General features: G+C 63.8%; 17 protein-coding genes. 10 read left to right on the top strand and 7 right to left on the bottom strand.

The features are described 5' to 3' along the window. Window positions 1-50: 50 nt before the first annotated feature. The 3 genes from O4220_RS16415 to O4220_RS16425 form a co-directional block, all read right to left on the bottom strand. Complete coding sequence (locus O4220_RS16415) at window positions 51-1,418, bottom strand: lipase family protein (RefSeq protein ID WP_420030410.1); 1,368 nt, start codon at window positions 1,416-1,418, stop codon at window positions 51-53. 247 nt (window positions 1,419-1,665) lie between these two features. After that, complete coding sequence (locus O4220_RS16420) at window positions 1,666-2,547, bottom strand: dioxygenase (RefSeq protein ID WP_269606023.1); 882 nt, start codon at window positions 2,545-2,547, stop codon at window positions 1,666-1,668. 269 nt (window positions 2,548-2,816) lie between these two features. Beyond that, window positions 2,817-3,260: a hypothetical protein gene (locus tag O4220_RS16425; RefSeq protein ID WP_269606025.1), complete on the bottom strand. Its 444-nt coding sequence runs from the start codon at window positions 3,258-3,260 to the stop codon at window positions 2,817-2,819. A 95-nt stretch (window positions 3,261-3,355) separates the two neighbouring features. On the opposite strand from O4220_RS16425, the gene O4220_RS16430 reads away from it, so the two are divergent. Then, window positions 3,356-3,754: a GAF domain-containing protein gene (locus O4220_RS16430; protein ID WP_269606027.1), complete on the top strand. Its 399-nt coding sequence runs from the start codon at window positions 3,356-3,358 to the stop codon at window positions 3,752-3,754. Here the strand turns inward: O4220_RS16430 and O4220_RS16435 are convergent. Beyond that, entirely contained in the window at window positions 3,726-3,935 is a 210-nt protein-coding gene (locus O4220_RS16435; RefSeq protein ID WP_094693806.1) for a hypothetical protein, read from the bottom strand. The two genes, O4220_RS16430 and O4220_RS16435, sit on opposite strands and share 29 nt — an antisense overlap. Window positions 3,936-4,029: 94 nt before the next feature. Here O4220_RS16435 and O4220_RS16440 point away from each other — a divergent pair, with 94 nt between their 5' ends. The 4 genes from O4220_RS16440 to fahA all read left to right on the top strand — a co-directional run bounded on the left by O4220_RS16440 (window position 4,030) and on the right by fahA (window position 7,806). Continuing rightward, window positions 4,030-4,557, top strand: coding sequence for a MarR family winged helix-turn-helix transcriptional regulator (locus tag O4220_RS16440; protein WP_269606034.1), 528 nt, complete (start codon window positions 4,030-4,032; stop codon window positions 4,555-4,557). Between the two features lie 72 nt (window positions 4,558-4,629). Further along, complete coding sequence (locus O4220_RS16445) at window positions 4,630-5,823, top strand: homogentisate 1,2-dioxygenase (RefSeq protein ID WP_269606036.1); 1,194 nt, start codon at window positions 4,630-4,632, stop codon at window positions 5,821-5,823. Then, window positions 5,820-6,608: a hypothetical protein gene (locus tag O4220_RS16450; protein WP_269606038.1), complete on the top strand. Its 789-nt coding sequence runs from the start codon at window positions 5,820-5,822 to the stop codon at window positions 6,606-6,608. Before O4220_RS16445 ends, O4220_RS16450 begins: the two co-directional genes overlap by 4 nt. Window positions 6,609-6,639: 31 nt before the next feature. Further along, a complete protein-coding gene (gene fahA / locus O4220_RS16455) occupies window positions 6,640-7,806 on the top strand; it encodes a fumarylacetoacetase (RefSeq protein WP_269606040.1) in 1,167 nt (388 codons plus the stop codon). Between the two features lie 15 nt (window positions 7,807-7,821). Here fahA and O4220_RS16460 read toward each other — a convergent pair whose 3' ends face one another. Together O4220_RS16460 and O4220_RS16465 are read right to left on the bottom strand one after the other, a co-directional pair. Then, window positions 7,822-8,451 carry a hypothetical protein gene (locus O4220_RS16460; RefSeq protein ID WP_269606042.1) on the bottom strand — a complete coding sequence of 210 codons (630 nt, stop codon included), beginning with the start codon at window positions 8,449-8,451 and terminating at the stop codon, window positions 7,822-7,824. Window positions 8,452-8,532: 81 nt separating this feature from the next. Further along, the gene (locus tag O4220_RS16465) at window positions 8,533-9,045 is read right to left on the bottom strand and encodes an Lrp/AsnC family transcriptional regulator (RefSeq protein ID WP_269606044.1); all 513 of its coding nucleotides are present in this window, start codon (window positions 9,043-9,045) and stop codon (window positions 8,533-8,535) included. Window positions 9,046-9,252: 207 nt separating this feature from the next. Here O4220_RS16465 and hppD point away from each other — a divergent pair, with 207 nt between their 5' ends. Next, a complete protein-coding gene (gene hppD / locus O4220_RS16470; protein ID WP_269606046.1) occupies window positions 9,253-10,458 on the top strand; it encodes a 4-hydroxyphenylpyruvate dioxygenase in 1,206 nt (401 codons plus the stop codon). Window positions 10,459-10,486: 28 nt separating this feature from the next. On the opposite strand, the gene O4220_RS16475 is transcribed toward hppD, so the two are convergent. Next, complete coding sequence (locus tag O4220_RS16475) at window positions 10,487-10,972, bottom strand: Lrp/AsnC family transcriptional regulator (RefSeq protein WP_037175778.1); 486 nt, start codon at window positions 10,970-10,972, stop codon at window positions 10,487-10,489. Window positions 10,973-11,130: 158 nt separating this feature from the next. On the opposite strand from O4220_RS16475, the gene pdhA reads away from it, so the two are divergent. Genes pdhA through lpdA form a run of 4 tightly spaced genes read left to right on the top strand, consistent with a single transcriptional unit; the run spans window position 11,131 to window position 15,927 of the window. Further along, on the top strand, window positions 11,131-12,246 hold the full coding sequence (gene pdhA, locus O4220_RS16480; protein WP_269606051.1) for a pyruvate dehydrogenase (acetyl-transferring) E1 component subunit alpha: 1,116 nt from the start codon (window positions 11,131-11,133) through the stop codon (window positions 12,244-12,246). Next, window positions 12,243-13,247, top strand: coding sequence for an alpha-ketoacid dehydrogenase subunit beta (locus O4220_RS16485; RefSeq protein WP_269606052.1), 1,005 nt, complete (start codon window positions 12,243-12,245; stop codon window positions 13,245-13,247). The genes pdhA and O4220_RS16485 overlap by 4 nt, the downstream gene beginning before the upstream one ends. Then, window positions 13,244-14,563 (top strand): dihydrolipoamide acetyltransferase family protein, encoded by a 1,320-nt coding sequence (locus O4220_RS16490; RefSeq protein WP_269606054.1) that lies wholly within the window; start codon window positions 13,244-13,246, stop codon window positions 14,561-14,563. The genes O4220_RS16485 and O4220_RS16490 overlap by 4 nt, the downstream gene beginning before the upstream one ends. After that, entirely contained in the window at window positions 14,560-15,927 is a 1,368-nt protein-coding gene (lpdA, locus tag O4220_RS16495; protein WP_269606056.1) for a dihydrolipoyl dehydrogenase, read from the top strand. The genes O4220_RS16490 and lpdA overlap by 4 nt, the downstream gene beginning before the upstream one ends. Window positions 15,928-16,045 lie beyond the last annotated feature (118 nt).

The raw sequence follows: 16,045 nt of genomic DNA on the forward strand, positions 1-16,045 counted from the left end.
CGGAGTCTACCGCCAGCGACACCTCGCCTGCCGTACGCCGATCGGTTCCCTCACGCCCCGATCGGCTTACCGAACAGTCCGGCGATTATCTCGCCTACGGCGTCGACGAAGAGCGGGTGTGCACGCGTGTCGAGCGCCATCGAGCCGACGTCGTTCGTTCGGCAACCCGGCTCCACAGGAACACCGGCGAACCGGTCGCGCATCCACAGCACCGCGCTCGGAAAAGCGATCAACTCCAGCGTGATGTGCTCGCTGAAATGATCACGGGTGTACGTGACATCGGCACCCGGACGGCTGCAGTACGAATCGACCATCGCGTTGACCGGTCCGATCGGCACCAGCCAGTCCGGGTTGGAATGGTAGACGTAGAGCGGCATGTTCGGTGTGGTGCCGCCGAGCTGCATCGCAGACAGGGCCTTCTTCACCACCGGTTGTTGAATCGGGTCGCCGTCGGTGTGCAGGAAGCCCTTCAGGTTGACGAACGGCAGCAGTGCCGAGCTGTAACCGACACAGAGATTGTCCTTCGCCGCGAACAACGCCCGGCCGAGCGGATCGATGTGTTCGTCGACGAAATCGGCCAACTCGGGATCTTCACGACTGGCACCGATGATCCCGGCAGCGACGATTCCCGAACCGAGTGTGTTGTTCGCGTTGTCGACCAGTGCCCCGAGCTCAGCCGGGGTTCCACCCTCGGTGACTCCGACGATGTCGAGCTCTGGGGCGTAGCGTCCGGCCAGTTCGGCTGCATGTCCAGTCGCTATCGCGCCGCCGGAATAGCCGCTCATCCCCACCTTGGTGGCCTCCCCTGCCAACTGCATCGGCGCGAAATTCTCGGCCGCTCGGATACCGTCGAGTGTGATCCGACCGGCGACCGGCCCTGCGGCGAACGAGTTGTTCGGACCTTGATGATCGGGTACCGATACCGCCCACCCCTGCGCCAACGCTGCTTGTACTTCGAGGAATTGAGCACCCGACGTCACCGCGCCCGTCACCGGCCAGGGAATCGCACCCGCGCGCATCGCATACGAGGGCGCGCAGTAGGCGGCGAGTGAATCCTCGGCCAACTGGATGGAGATCAAGGGCCGCGATGCCGCGGGGACGCCACGTGGCCGGATGACCGTGGTCACCGCAGCGATCGGCTCGTCGCGACCGTTGTTGGACCGGAACGACAACTGCCATGCGTCGACCTGCGTGGGGATGACGTTGAGAGTGGCCAGTTCGACCGGACGTGCGGCGATGATCTGGCCCGGCGCGGCCGCGGCCACCACGTCGGCGGGCGGAAGGTAGAAGTCGGTGTCGAATTCCGGAATCTTCGGCCATGTGAACGGTGCCAGAGGCGGCTGAATTGCCACCTCGGGCGAATCGGGTGCAGCAGCAGCGGGCGTCGCCATGGCGGCGAAAGCCGTAGCGGCGGTCATCACGCTGATCGCTGTACGCAGCGTCCAAGAGCGGGCAGAAGACACGGGTGTACTCCTTCGCGCCGGAGGACGGGATCCACGGGACGCGCGCCCGGCGACGGTTCGTACAGCGCATCCGTCCATCTTGGACACCGATGTCCGAGATGGTGCTCAGAACTGTAGAGCGAAGTGGCGTGGATAACAATCCCCGAATCGAAAGAGATTCAGAAGTGAACCGATCCCAAGTGCACTGGGTTGCGCCCGTTCGTCACGCGACCGCGAATGACCGCTTCGCCAAACCGAACTGGAAGCCGGTGATCGCCGTGGTCACCGGGGCTTCCGGATTCTCGGCGGCACCGAGCGTGACGAACAGCGGCGTGAAGTGCTCGACGGTCGGGTGGGCATACGGCATTCCCGGTGCGGCACTGCGGAAGTCCGCCAGTGTTGCGACGTCACCACGCGCCAACGCGTCGGCCGCCCAGAGATCGAAGTCCTCCGACCACGTCGGCACGGTGTTGGTCACGAAGTTCTCGCGCGACAGGAACGGCAACCCGTGTGTCATGAAACCCGAACCGATGACCAACACTCCCTCGGCGCGAAGCTCTTTCAGCGCAGCGCCTATCGCCATCAGCCGGTCGGGCGCGTGGGTCGGCAGGCTCAACTGGAGAACGGGGACGTCGGCGTACGGGTACATCACCTTCAGCGGAACCCAGGCACCGTGATCGAGTCCACGGGAGGTGTGTCGGTGCAGATTTTCCGTCGCCGGGATTGCCGCAGCAACGCGAGCGGCCAAGGCCTCGGCTTCGGGTGTGCGGTACTCCATCGAAAAGTACCGCTGAGCGAAACCACCGAAGTCGTAGACCAGCGGGGTCGCGGCCGCCGAGGCGGACAGGCTCAGAGGAGCCTCTTCCCAGTGCGCGCTGACGATGAGGATCGCCTTGGGCTTGGGCATCGATTGCGACCAGGTGAACAGCTGGTCCATCCAGAGTGCGTCGTCGAAGACCGGGGGCGCACCGTGGCTGATGTACAGGGCGGGCATCGGCCCGTCGCTCGGGGTCCACATCTGCTGCGACCGGCTCGCGGGTGCGGTTTCGGCGAGAAACGCGTCGAACGCTGCTCCCGCGATCGGCGGGTTTACGACAGATGCCATGAGGGGTCCTTCGAGTGCTTAAGTTGAACCTTCAACCTACCACTCGGGTCCAATCACGACAACATCGGACCAGCCGGTCGGGACCGAACCACACTATGGGTGACCTCAGCGTCCACTATCAGTGCTGAAATACCTTTTCCCGTTTGTGGGAGCGAATTGTGGACGCTCACGTCAGTGCCGTACGGCGTCGACCCACCGTATCGATGACGTGGTCCACCACGTCCGCGAGGTTGCTACCGCTACACCCAACATCCACGCCGAAGGCACGGCTACTCCACGACGACGCGGCCACCACCGGGCAGGTTGAGAGTGTCCGTCGTGATCGTGAGATCCACACGACCCGCACCGGTAACGAGAGTGATCGGCTCGGTCGATATCCCACCCGCCGAACCGGATCGGCCGTTGTCGATGTTCGTCCACACCACGGTCACCGGAACCGGCAGCAGGCTCACCGCAGACGAGCCCATGTCACCCGCACCCGAAATCTTGCTCGCCGTCGTCACCGTGACTTCCCCTGCCTCGATGCCCACCGTCGCCCTTGCCTCGACCGGCCCCGACCCGAAGCTGACACCGTGTTGGAAGAAAACGAATGCCTGTGCCGGCCTGAGCTCCGTAGTGGTCGCGGCCGACGCGACGCCCGCCGACCCCAGCGCCAGGGCTCCCGCCACCAACGGTGCCGCCGCGAGACGAATAGCTGTCTTTCTCGAAAACACGATGCTCCCCATTTCGTCGAATTCGTCCGCTGTTCGAGAACATCGTGCAACGGACCAACAGGTATGTACACCCCTCGGGTCCTACGCTCGGCTGTATGCCGGATGTCTATCGCGCACCGATGCGGGACGGCGTCGAGCGTGCCCTCACCTACGGACTCTGCGGAATGTCGGCTGACGACGAACGATCGCTACGACGGGTCGAGCGCTTCGAGCAGGTTCCGGACGGATCCTTCGTCTGGACGCGAACCGCACGTGGCGAATACTTCCTCGGCCGAATTTCCGGCCCACTGCGGGAAGACCACAGCGACGATGCGGTGGCGTCGAACATGATCTTCGTTCGGAGTTGCCAGTGGACGAGCGCGCCCGTCCCGGAGGCGGAGGTTCCGGCGGCGACACTGCAGACATTCGCGCGCGGAGGGCGAAACTTTCAGCAGACACACGACCCGCGAGTCGCCGAAGAGTCGGCTAGCGTGTGGCGAGCGCGAGGTCGCTGACCTGCGGATCGACCTGGACCACCGAGTAGCCCTTGATCTCGAACTTGTTCTCACCCTCGGGCGGTCCGAGCACAGCGCGAACGATCAGCGTCGCGGCGGCAGCGACAAGTGCAATCACGATGACCACTGCTGCCACTATCAGCAGGGTCCGTGGGCCACCGAACAGGTTCTTCGAGCTCATGGGTCCATCATGGCCCCTCCGGGATCAGACATGAATTGTGCCTGGTCGAGTAATAAAGGCATTGATCAGATGAGTTCGTGGTTACAGTGAATCCGTGACCGACGCACCCGAGCCCGATTTCTGGTCGTTCATCGACACCGCCAACACCACACTGGCCCGGGATTACGGGTTCGAGCACCAACTGGCCACAGAGGTTCTGCTGACACTCAACCGGGCGTCGAACATCGTGACCTACGACTTGGAGGCGACGGTTCATCGCCCCCGAGGCTGGTCGTGGTCGTCGTTTCGACTGATGTTCGTCACGTGGCTGGCAGGTCCGATCGAACCGAAGCGCGCGGCGGAGCTGACCGGTATGAGCCGCGCGGCCGTCTCGAACCTGTCCAAGACACTCATCACCGCCGGCCTGCTCGCCAGTACGCCCGACGAGTCCGACGGTCGTTCGGTCCGTCTCGCCCTCACCGAGCAGGGGCACGCCGAGATGGTGGAGACCTTCGCCGAACAGAACGAGCGAGAGAACGCATGGGCAAGCGTGCTCACCGAACCCGAGCAGCGGATTCTGGTGATGCTGCTGACCAAACTCATCACCAACCGCAGCCAGTTCGACGTCCGCGGACGCAATTGAGGGTTGTGTAGATCACGACTATTTAGTTAATGTATTTACTACAAGTGGTGAACAGAACACAGGAGCGATGACGTGGCCTACTACCGGCAGCTCGGGTCTATACCGCCGAAGCGGCACACCCAGCACCGAACTCCAGACGGCAACCTCTACTTCGAGGAGCTGATGGGTGAAGAGGGCTTCTCCTCGGACTCGTCTCTGCTCTATCACCGCCACATACCGTCGGCAATCGTCGATGCGACGGTCTGGGAACTCCCCGATCAATCGACGACGCCCAACCATCCACTCGTGCCGCGGCATCTGAAGTTGCACGAGCTGTTTCCCGAATCCGCGGTGGCGGACACCGACGTCGTCACCGGCCGGCGACTCGTCCTCGGCAATGCCGACGTCAGACTGTCCTATGTCGTCGCATCGAAAACCTCACCGCTGTATCGCAATTCGATCGGCGACGAGATGGTCTACATCGAATCCGGCTCTGCCACCGTAGAAACGGTGTTCGGCGCTCTCCAGGCGCAGCAGGGTGACTACGTGCTCATCCCGCGCTCGACGACGCACCGTTGGATTCCGGACGGTCCACTTCGCGCGTACGCCATCGAAGCCAACAGTCACATCGCGCCACCGAAGCGGTTCCTGTCGAAGTACGGCCAGTTGCTCGAGAACGCTCCCTACTGCGAACGCGATCTGCACGGCCCCACGGAGCCTCTGGTCGTCGAGGGCAGTGACGTCGAAGTGCTTGTCAAACACCGCGGTTCGACGGGCATCGTCGGGACCCGATACGTCTACCCGCATCACCCGTTCGACGTGGTGGGGTGGGACGGATGCCTGTACCCGTACACGTTCAACATCTCCGACTACGAACCGATCACCGGCCGCGTGCATCAACCGCCGCCTGCACACCAGGCCTTCGAAGGGTCGAATTTCGTGATCTGCAACTTCGTTCCGCGCAAGGTCGACTACCACCCGCTGGCAATTCCGGTGCCGTACTACCACTCCAACGTCGACTCGGACGAGATCATGTTCTACGTAGGCGGCGACTACGAGGCCCGCAAGGGCTCGGGAATCGGGCAGGGTTCCATCTCGGTACATCCGGGCGGTCACGCTCATGGGCCGCAACCCGGTGCGTACGAACGCAGCATCGGTGCCGAGTTCTTCGACGAGCTGGCCGTGATGGTCGATACCTTCCGCCCCCTCGAACTCGGAGAAGGTGCTCTCGCATGTGAGGACGCCGGATACGCGTGGACCTGGGCCGGCCGGGGACCGAACCGATGATCCCAAAGTTCTTCCATCGCCTGTGCGACGACGCCGCTGTCTTCCCTCCCGGCAACGCACCGCTCGATGTTGCTGTGGCACAACATCTCGCGTACCGGGCCAGCTCTTTCGCAGACGTCGTCGGCCCGTTGGTCGTTCCGATGGACCGGGTGAACGAGCTCGTCCTCGGTGCTCGAATGGAGGTGGCGCTGACCGCACCGGCAGGGCCGAGCAGCGTGGAGGCAGGCCTGCGGGTCGCCGACCGTACCGCCGGGGTGACGGTTGTTGCCGTCGAAGTGGCAGTACCCGATGGCACGAAAATCGACGCCTTGCGCACCATCACTCAGGACATCGACATCTATGTCGAAATTCCCCGAGACTCCCGACGAGACGACATCTTCGACGCCGTCGACGAGTTCGGGTATCGCGCCAAATTCAGGACCGGCGGCGTCACGGCCGACCAGTATCCGGACGAACGGGAACTCGCTGCGTCCATCTACGAGGCGGCACGGCGCGAGGTCCACTTCAAAGCCACCGCGGGTCTGCACCATGCTGCCCGTAACACCGATCCCGACAACGGGTTCGAGCAGCACGGTTTCCTCAACGTGATCCTTGCGGCCGAAGCCGCGCACAGCGGCGCTCGCGTCGGTGAGCTCGAGAAGATACTGGCGATTCGAGATGCCGACGTCCTCGCCGGGCTCGTCGCCGGGATCGAGGGCCAACGCGCCTTCGCCTCCTTCGGCACCTGCAGCATCAGTGAACCCCTCGACGATCTCGTCCGCCTCGGACTCGTCCCACCTCAGTGAGCCCCACCCCCGTGAATCAGGAGCGCCGTTCGTGACGCACATCGACATTCCCACCGATTCCGAGTTCGGAATCGACAACCTCCCGTATGGCATCTTCAGCACTCGAGGCACGGATGCGCGTGTGGGAGTCCGCTATGGCGACAACGTGATCGACCTGTACGCAGCGTTGGATGACGCCGAATTCGCGTCGGCGAGCCTGAACGCGTTCATGGCCCGCGGACGCAGTCGATGGGTGGAAGTACGCACGGCCGTCACCGACATGCTCACCGGTGGCCAGACCCCTGCGGAAGCAATCGCGCCCGTTTCCGATGTCACGATGCATCTGCCGTTCGAGGTGGCCGACTACGTGGACTTCTACGCTTCGGAGCACCACGCCTCCAATCTCGGCCGACTCTTCCGGCCCGATGCCGAACCGCTGCTACCGAATTGGAAGCACCTGCCCGTCGCGTATCACGGACGGGCAGGCACGGTCGTCGTCTCGGGCACCGACATCACCCGGCCTCGAGGGCAACGCAAGGCACCCGACGAGCCGTCGCCCACGTTCGGTCCGAGTCGGCGACTCGACATCGAAGCCGAGATGGGCTTCGTCGTCGGCGTCCCCGCGGATGGTCCCATCTCTCCGGATCAATTCTCCGAGCACGTGTTCGGTGCCGTCATCGTCAACGACTGGTCGGCTCGCGACATCCAGGCCTGGGAGTACGTGCCGCTGGGGCCGAATCTCGGTAAGAGTTTTGCGACGTCCATCTCTCCGTGGGTGGTCCCCTTGCTCGCATTGGAGCAGGCGCGAGTCTCGACGCCGGTGCAGGATCCTGAGCCGCTCAAGTACCTCCGCGAAACTCGTTCCTGGGCTCTCGATATCGATCTGACCGTCGCGTGGAACGGCCACATCGTCTCCAACCCGCCCTACAGTGCGATGTACTGGTCCCCCGCTCAGATGCTTGCCCACGAGACCGTCAACGGCGCGAGCAGCCGAACCGGTGACCTGTTCGCCTCGGGCACCATCTCGGGACCCGAGAAGAATCAGCGTGGCGCGTTCATCGAATTAACCTGGGGCGGTTCAGAGCCTGTAACTCTGGGCTCGGAGACTCGCACCTTCCTCGAAGACGGCGACGACGTCGTCATCGCCGCTAGCGCGCCGGGGCCGAACGGTTCGCGCATCGGCTTCGGCGACGTTCGGGGTCGTATCCAGCCTGCCTGAAGGCAGCAACCGAGTTCACAGTTGCGTGAACGACTCGACCGACAGAAAGAACCCAGCACCGTTGGACCGGTCGGTGTCGGTACAGGTGAGCCCGTCGATCGCCGATCCACAGGTGACCGAGATGCCTTGGTCGAGTGGGAAAGTCACTTGCTGGCCGTACTGCAGCGTGTGTGGCGACTGGTACGCCTCACCCTGCGTGACGGTTGCACACGGAAGCGTCCCGCCTTCCAGATACCCGAACAGATCCGCCCTGCTCTGCTCTTGGCCGAGGTAGATCTTGCACAGGCTGTCGGTGGTCACCGTATGCGGGTGACCACGTGTTTGGCAGCCCAGCGTCGAGCTGGTCACCCGACACTGAATCTGACCGCTAGGGGTATCGAACGAGTATCCCAACCCCTCTCCGAATGCGGAGGTCGGCAACGTGCCGACGTCGGGTTCCGTCGTCTGCTGATCCGCGGTCGGGTCGGCTGCACCGGTACCTGGCTCGGTTGGCGATGCGCCGGCTGGAGCGGACGAGGCGACAGCGACGGTGCTGGTGGGGGTAGCGGGGGTGGCTGTGGGCGAGTCCGCGGAGCAGCCCGCCACAGCGGCCGTGAGGGCAACTACACCGCACAATAGAGCCGAGCGTCGGGTGCGTATGAACATTGAGCCCTCCAAGCGGTTGGGGCTTGTCGAAGCTGCCCGTGCACACCATGTCGTCGGGCCCTTCCCGTTCGTTACCGCGATTCAGTCGCGCGTTCGCCGGTAGGCAGGTGCCTTCGGCGCTCTCTCGGGCTCGGCGGTATTCAGCAATGGCATGGCTCGAAACTCGACCAACTCCGAGAGCACGACCACACTCGTGGACCGCGCAATCGTACGAGATTGGTTGAGTACGATCAGGGTTCGCTGTAGGTCGTCATGCGAGGCAGCTGCGACCCGGCACAACACGTCTCCGGCTCCGGTCGTTGCGAATGCCTCCAACACCCCGGGTATCTGCTCCAGGACGGCAACGACGTCGCCGAGCGCGCCCTGGGCAATCTCCAATGTGACGAACGCCTGAACTCCGTAACCGGCTGCTGCCAAACCGATTCGAGGCTGATAGCCGGTGATGACGCCGCTGTCCTCCAATCGCTGCAGACGGGCCGTCACCGTCGCACGCGCGACACCGAGCGTTCGCGACAGCTCGAGTACGCCGATCCTCGAATTGTCATGCAGCGCAGCGAGCATTGCTCGGTCCAACTCGTCCAATGTGGATTCCATCGCGTACCTCCAGTTTGCTATGCGAATTGTATAGCAAACCGCTCTGAGTCCTGGTCCATCTGTACAGCACTGATAGTAAAACTTGGGTCGATTGACGCCTCTCACCGGCGATGTTTGAGTCATCAGGACAGTTCGCGCAGCTGGAACCGAAGGCGGCCGAAACTCTTGTCGCCGCGCCCGATCCATCACCTGAACCAGGGAGACTTCATGAGCCTCGACAATATTCTGAACGACGACGAAAGACTGGCCGACCTCGACGCAGACCAGCTCCGCCAGCTCGTCGGACTCGTCGAGTACGACGACAAGCGCGACCCCTTTCCGGTCAGTGGCTGGGACGCCATCGTGTGGGTGGTCGGCAACGCGATGCAGACCGCGCACTTCTTCCAGTCCGCGTTCGGCATGGAGCTCGTTGCGTACTCGGGTCCCACGACCGGCCAACGCGACCACCACGCATACGTACTCAAATCGGGCGCAGTGCGTTTCGTCATCAAGGGAGCAGTCGACCCCGACAGCGAACTGGTGGCACACCACACGCGCCACGGCGACGGCGTCGTCGACATCGCGCTCGCGGTGCCGGACGTTGACCGATGCATCGAACATGCGCGGGCCCAGGGCGCGCGAGTACTGCAAGAGCCGACCGACATGTCCGACGAGCACGGCACGGTCCGCACCGCATCCATCGCGACCTACGGCGACACCCGGCACACGTTGGTGGACCGATCCCGATACACCGGCACGTACCTCCCTGGTTATGTGCCACGCACGTCGACGCTGCAGCGACCGGAAGGCGCCCCCAAGCGCATCTTCCAGGCCCTCGATCACGTGGTCGGCAATGTCGAGCTGGGCAAGATGGACGAGTGGGTCGACTTCTATCACCGCGTCATGGGCTTCACTAACATGGCCGAGTTCGTGGGGGCCGATATCGCAACCGACTATTCGGCGTTGATGAGCAAGGTTGTCTCCAACGGCAACCACCGGGTGAAGTTTCCGCTGAACGAGCCGGCCATCGCCAAGAAGCGTTCACAGATCGACGAGTACCTGGATTTCTATCGAGGCCCCGGAGCCCAGCATCTGGCGCTGGCGACCAACGACATCCTGTCCTCGGTCGATGCCCTCCGCGCGGCGGGCGTCGAATTCCTCGCTACGCCCGATTCGTACTACGAGGATCCCGCACTGCGAGCCCGTATCGGTAACGTCCGAGTGCCGATCGAAGAGTTGCAGAAGCGCGGAATTCTCGTCGACCGAGACGAGGACGGGTATCTGCTGCAGATCTTCACCAAGCCGCTGGTCGACCGCCCGACGGTGTTCTTCGAGCTGATCGAACGCCACGGCTCGCTCGGCTTCGGCATCGGCAACTTCAAGGCACTGTTCGAGGCCATCGAGCGCGAGCAGGACGCTCGCGGCAACTTCTGACTCGTACCCTGTTCGACGCCGCCCACTGTCAGCGTTCGGTGGGCGGCGTCGTCCGTCCCAAACCACCTCGGTCCTCGTCGAAGATCAGCCATGTGCGGGTCGCCCGAACGCCGTCGAGCGATTGCAGCCCCTCCAGCACCACTTGCCGCAGACTCTCGTTGTCGGGAGTCCTGATGAGTACCAGCACGTCGAAATCCCCTCCGAGCAAACTGAAATGGTCGACGAACTCCATCGATCGCAAACCCTCGGACACACTGCGCCACGAGTCCTGACGGATGGACATCGCGATGAATGCAGAGGTACCGAGCCCGGACGCCGCGTGGTCCACCTGCACGGTGAACCGCTCGATGACGCCCGCATCCTTGAGCCTGTCCACCCGCGTATAGGTATGTGCCCGAGAGAGATTGAGACGATCGGCCAGCACCCGCATCGAGACCCGACCGTCGGAGGTCAGCTCGGTGAGAATATGCCGATCCGTGTCGTCCAATTCCACACGTCTCGAGACGTCGTCCATTCGTCCGCTCCTACCTCGTGGTTCGTTGTGCCGATCGGACACTTTTGAGGTCTGCATCCAGATCGGCAGCCATATGTCTGCAATCCTACGACCATCGGACTTCTTCCTCACCGATTCGGCCAGAATCGCCGTACAAGCCGATTTCAGGAGAGTGCGACATGACGACCGTCGAGAAGGTTCCGGCAACGTCCTACCAACAGTTCATGCCTGCCGACCGTCCCGTGCAATATCTCGCACCCGATGGGACGGGCGTGGACAGTGCCGCCCGCTACGCACACCCGTCGAACGAGCGCCTGCTCGAGATGTATCGCTCGATGGTGCACGGTCGCCGATTCGACCAGCAGGCAACGGCATTGACCAAGCAGGGCAGGCTCGCGGTCTACCCGTCCTCGCGCGGCCAGGAGGCCTGCCAGATCGCCGCAGCCCTCTGCCTGGGTGAGCAGGACTGGATGTTCCCGACGTACCGTGACTCGATGGCTCTCGCGGCGCGAGGCGTCGACCAGGTGGAGTTGCTCGGCATGCTCGCCGGCTACTGGCACTGCGGATACGATCCCACCGCCTACAAGGTGGCTCCCCAATGCACCCCTCTGGCAACACAATTGCTGCACGCGACCGGTTTCGCCTACGCCGAGGCCAAGCAGGGACGAGACACCATCGCCCTCGCATTCTGCGGTGACGGTGCGACCAGTGAAGGCGACTTCCACGAGGCCCTCAACTTTGCCGCGGTGTTCCGCGCCCCGGTGATTTTCCTGGTGCAGAACAACGGATTCGCCATCAGCGTTCCCCTCGCACGTCAGACTGCAGCTCCCTCGTTGTCGCACAAGGGTGTCGGCTACGGCATCGGTAGCGAGCAGGTCGACGGCAACGACCCGATCGCCATGATGGCCGTGATGGACGAGGCCGTGAAGTACGTCCGAGCAGGCAAGGGACCGGTAGTCGTCGAGGCGCATACCTACCGCATGGACGCACACACGAACGCGGACGACGCCACTCGCTACCGCAAGGCCGACGAGGTCGAGGGCTGGTTGGCTCGGGATCCGCTTTCGCGCCTGGATTCCTACCTCGAAGGCCAGGGTCTGCTTACCGACGAGCTCCGCGAGCAGATGACGGTATCCGCCGACGCCGATGCCGCGGCACTTCGCGCAGGCATGAACGTCGAGCAGGACGTCGACCCCGAGGATCTGTTCCGATTCGTCTACTCCTCCCCCACCCCGGGCCTGACCGAACAGCGCAATCAGGTCGCCGCCGAAATCGCAGCAGGAGAACTGTCATGACCACGATGACCATGGCCGGAGCCCTCAACGCCGCCCTGCGCGACGCGTTGACCGAGGACGAGAAGGTCGTCGTGTTCGGCGAAGACGTCGGCACGCTCGGCGGCGTCTTTCGCGTTACGGACGGACTGACCCGAGACTTCGGTGACGATCGCTGCTTCGACACCCCGCTCGCGGAGTCGGGCATCGTCGGATTTGCGATCGGGATGGCGATGTCGGGCTACAAGCCCGTCGTCGAGATGCAGTTCGACGCCTTCGCCTACCCGGCATTCGAGCAGATCGTGTCGCATGTTGCCAAGCTGCGCAACAGAACTCGAGGATCGCTCACCGCGCCGATGGTCATTCGTATCCCGTTCGCCGGCGGTATCGGCGGCGTCGAACATCACTGCGACTCGTCCGAGGCCTACTACGCCCACACCCCGGGCCTGAAGGTCGTCTCCCCGTCCACCGTGGCCGACGCGTATTCGCTGATGCGTGACGCCATCGCCGATCCCGATCCGGTGATCTTCCTCGAACCGAAGCGGCTGTACTTCTCCAAGGACGACATCGAGCTGGCCAAGACCGAGCCGATCGGCACCGCCGTCGTACGTCGTGCCGGCACCGACGTCACGCTTCTCGCCTACGGCCCCACCGTGTCCGTCGCCATGCAGGCCGCTGAATTCGCGGCCGAGGACGGCCGGAGCGTCGAGGTGATCGATCTGCGTTCGCTCAATCCGTTCGACGACGAGACCGTCGCAGCCTCGGTACGTAAGACCGGACGCTGCATCGTGATTCAGGAAGCGCAGGGGTTTTCAGGCGTAGCCGCCGAGATCGCCTCGCGGGTCTCCGAGCGTTGTTTCCATCACCTGCACGCTCCGGTACTACGGGTCACCGGACTCGACATTCCCTACCCGGCACCGAAACTCGAGCACTTCCACCTCCCGTCCGCCGATCGTGTGCTCGATGCGATGGATCGACTGCAGTGGAACGATGCTCCCGACCTCAGCAAGGCGGTCACGGTATGAGCATGCAGGTATTCCTGCTCCCCGATCTCGGTGAAGGACTGACCGAGGCCGAGATCGTGGAGTGGAAGGTCAAGCCCGGCGATACGGTCACCATCGATCAGGTCGTCGTCGAGGTCGAAACGGCGAAAGCCTCCGTCGAGGTGCCCTGCCCGTTCGAGGGTGTCGTCGGCGAACTGCATGCGGCCGAGGGCACCTCACTCGCCGTCGGCGCACCCCTGATCAGCATCAGCGGCGGTGCCGTCGCCGATACCCCTGCGGCCCACGAGCGTTACCGCGAGGAAGAACGCGCCGGTTCGGGGAACGTGCTCATCGGCTACGGCACCGGCCATGGCCCTACCAACCGTCGCAAACGGAGAGCGGCTGCGCCGCAGGTGGGAGCGGCTGCGCCACAGGTGAGCGGAAACTCGACCCAGGCTACGAATCGGAGCGGAGCCTGCGGAGCGACCAGCGAACCGAGCCGCTCACATGCACCGAAGGTGCTCTCCCCCATCGTTCGGAGCATGGCGTTGCAGGGTGGGCTGGATCTGACGTCTATCGATACCGCCGGCGGCCACGGCGTCATCACCCGCGCGGATGTCGAGCGAGCCTTGGCCGGTTCGCGCGTTGCTTCCTCGCCGGAGGGCGTCACGCGGATCCCGATCACCGGTATCCGTAAGACCATCGCAGACAAACTCTCTCGCAGTCGCTCGGAGATACCCGAAGCGACCGTCTGGGTGGACGTCGACGCGACGGCGCTTATGCAGGCCCGACGCGACCTCGACACCTCCATCGACGGAGTCAAGGTGACGCTGTTGGCGGTCCTCGCCAAACTCACCATGATCGCGCTGGCCAAGTTCCCAGAGCTCAACAGCACCGTCGACACCGCAGCCGGCGAGATCCTGCGATACGAGAACGTCGGACTCGGCATTGCCGCGCAGACCGATCGCGGATTGATGGTTCCCGTTGTGCCGCAGGCAGACAAGGCCGACCTGAAGGAACTGTCCGAGCGGTTGGCCGAGTTGACCGAACTGGCACGTACCGGTTCTCTCCCCGCAGCTCGCCTGAGCGGCGGAACGTTCACACTCAACAACTACGGGGTGTTCGGGGTCGACGGCTCGGCCGCGATCATCAACCATCCCGAAGCCGCGATCTTGGGCATCGGACGCATCATCGACCGCCCGTGGGTGGTCGACGGCCAATTGGCCGTGCGCAAGGTCGCGCAGCTGTCGTTGGCCTTCGATCACCGCGTGTGCGACGGCGGAGTGGCCGGCGGGTTCTTGCGTACCGTGGCCGATTTCGTCGAGAACCCCGTCGTGGCGTTGGGATCCGTCCGATGAGTGACGTCGACGTTCTCGTCCTCGGCGGTGGATCCGGCGGGTACTCCTGCGCCCTGCGGGCCGAACAGCTCGGCCTGTCGGTCGCGCTGATCGAGGAGGACAAGCTCGGCGGCACGTGCCTGCACCGCGGATGTATCCCCACCAAGGCTCTGCTGCACACCGCCGAGGTGGCCGACGCGGTCCGCGGTTCGTCACATGTCGGCGTCACCGCATCGTTTGCGGGCGTAGATATGCCAGCGGCACTGGACTATCAGCGCAGCGTGGTCGCCGGCCTGTACTCCGGACTGCAAGGGCTATTGAAGCGGCCGGGCATCGAAATCGTGTCCGGTCGCGGCCAGGTGGTCGGTCCTCGTACGGTCGAGGTGGAGGGTCGACGCATCACCGGGTCTTCGCTGGTCCTCGCGACCGGTTCGTATTCGCGCACCATCCCGGGCATCGAGCTTGGACCTCGCGTTCTCACCAGCGACGACGCATTGGCGCTCGACCGTATCTCCGAGTCTGTCGTCGTACTGGGCGGCGGTGTCATCGGTATCGAATTCGCCAGTATCTGGGCCTCTTTCGGTGCCAAGGTCACTGTCGCCGAGGCACTCGATCGTATCGTTCCGGGCGAAGACGAATGGTCGTCGAAGCAGTTGACGAAGGCATTGCGCAAGCGCGGCATCGACATTCGTACCGGCACCAAGGTCGAGAGCGTCACCGAATCCGCCGACGACGTTTCGGTGGCGCTGTCGTCCGGCGACACCCTCTTGGCCGATCTCGTACTCGTGTCCGTCGGACGTGGACCTCGCACCGACGGCCTCGGTCTAGCTGAGCAGGGCATCGTCACCGAACGGGATTTCGTCACCGTCGACGACAATCTGCTCACCACCGCGGACGGCGTCTATGCCGTCGGCGACATCGTGGCGGGGTATCAGTTGGCTCATCGCGGTTTTCAGCACGGCATGTTCGTTGCCGAACACATTGCCGGCCTTTCGCCCGCACGCATCGACGGCGATCTCGTTCCGCGCGTGACGTATTCGCACCCCGAGGTGGCATCGGTGGGACTCACCGAGAAGGCGGCGGAGGAGAAGTACGGCACGGTGACGTCGGTGGTCTACGACCTCGGCGGCAACGGCAAGAGCCGCATTCTCTCCACCGCCGGCGGAGTCAAGGTGATTCGAGCACGCGATGACGGCCCGGTCGTCGGCGTCCACCTCGTCGGTGACCGCGTGGGCGAATTGATCGGCGAGGCACAACTCGCGGTTGCGTGGGAAGCACTGCCATCGGAGGTCGGTAGCTTCGTGCACGCCCACCCCACGCAGAACGAGGCACTCGGTGAAGCTATGATGATGTTGTCGGGGCGGCCGTTGCACGCGCATAGTTGAACGCGAGAGGCTGTAGGTGTCCCCACGACGCTTAACATTGGCTGTGGCGGTCCGCACCTGGTAGACCCCTGCCCTATTAGCTTCGGCGGATCTCACTTCCCGCGTACGCGGTGTCTAT

Source organism: Rhodococcus ruber, assembly GCF_027270735.1.
Taxonomy (GTDB): Bacteria; Actinomycetota; Actinomycetes; order Mycobacteriales; family Mycobacteriaceae; genus Rhodococcoides; species Rhodococcoides rubrum_A.